The organism is Streptomyces sp. NPDC005266 (assembly GCF_040607655.1).
Taxonomy (GTDB): domain Bacteria; phylum Actinomycetota; class Actinomycetes; order Streptomycetales; family Streptomycetaceae; genus Streptomyces.
Genome location: NZ_JBEXHC010000035.1, coordinates 1 through 1189, shown reverse-complemented (window position 1 = coordinate 1189; position 1189 = coordinate 1). Strand labels below are relative to the sequence as shown.

Annotated in this window: 1 rRNA gene and 1 pseudogene; both read right to left on the bottom strand. The window is 67.6% G+C overall.

What is annotated here, in order from left to right:
• Nucleotides 1-643, bottom strand: a pseudogene (locus ABZU99_RS33925) (hypothetical protein); the annotation flags it as partial.
• A 246-nt stretch (nucleotides 644-889) separates the two neighbouring features.
• Nucleotides 890-1006, bottom strand: a 5S ribosomal RNA gene (gene rrf / locus ABZU99_RS33920).
• Nucleotides 1007-1189: the final 183 nt, after the last annotated feature.

Below are 1189 nucleotides of genomic sequence, written 5' to 3'. Positions count from 1 at the left end.
CGGTCATCACGACGATCACCACGCCCGGCATCACGACGGTCGTCGCGCCGGAAACCGCCACGGTCGTCCCGGCGATCGTCCCGACGGAAACCACCGCGGTCGTCATCCCTGCGGAGACCGCCACGGTCGTCGCGCCGTTCGTCACGGTGGTCATCGCGCCGGTACGACGGCCGGTCGTCACGACGCTCGTAACCGCCACCAGGACGACCACCGCGGTCGTCACGACGCTCATCACGCCGATCGTCACGCCGGAAACCACCACGGTCATCACGACGATCACCACGCCCGGCATCACGACGGTCGTCGCGCCGGAAACCGCCACGGTCGTCCCGACGGTCGTCACGGCGGAAACCACCGCGGTCGTCATCCCTGCGGAGACCGCCACGGTCATCACGGCGGTCGTCGCGACGGAACCCACCCTGGTGGGGGCCGCCGGCGCGGTCGTCGCGACGCGGCCCACGGGGCCGGTCGTCCGGCCGGCTGTAGCCGCCGCCGGGCCGGCCGCCTCGGTCATCACGCCGATCGTCCGACCGCCCATAGCCACCGGGGCGGCCACCACGGTCATCGTCACGACGCGGGCCACGGGACCGGTCATCGCGGCGGTCGTCACGGCGGTCGTCACGGCGGAAACCACCACGGTCACCGTCGCGACGCGGTCCGGAGCCGCGGAAGTCTCGCCGGTCGCCGCCGTCCCGCCGGTCGCCGCCGTCCCGGCGCCGCGGCTCGCGGTCGGACCGGTCGTCGGGTGAGTTGGTGGACATCGGCATGACTCCTGTCTTCAAGCACTACAGTCATTCTCCCGCATCGGGTGCACCGATGCGGCCTCAGCAAAACAAAAAGGACCCCTGGTCCCAGCATGCACGCTGGGACCAAGGGTCCTCCAAAGATTGTTCGGCGGCGTCCTACTCTCCCACAGGGTCCCCCCTGCAGTACCATCGGCGCTGAAAGGCTTAGCTTCCGGGTTCGGAATGTAACCGGGCGTTTCCCTGACGCGATGACCACCGAAACCCTATCGGGTTCTAGCGAACAAGCACACTCTTCAATTAAGTAAGTGGAACTGATTCACCGGTGCGACTGTTCGCAACCCGGGAACCACACAGTGGACGCGAGCAACTGAGGACAAGCCCTCGGCCTATTAGTACCAGTCAACTCCACCGGTCACCCGGCTTCCATATCTGGCCTATCAACC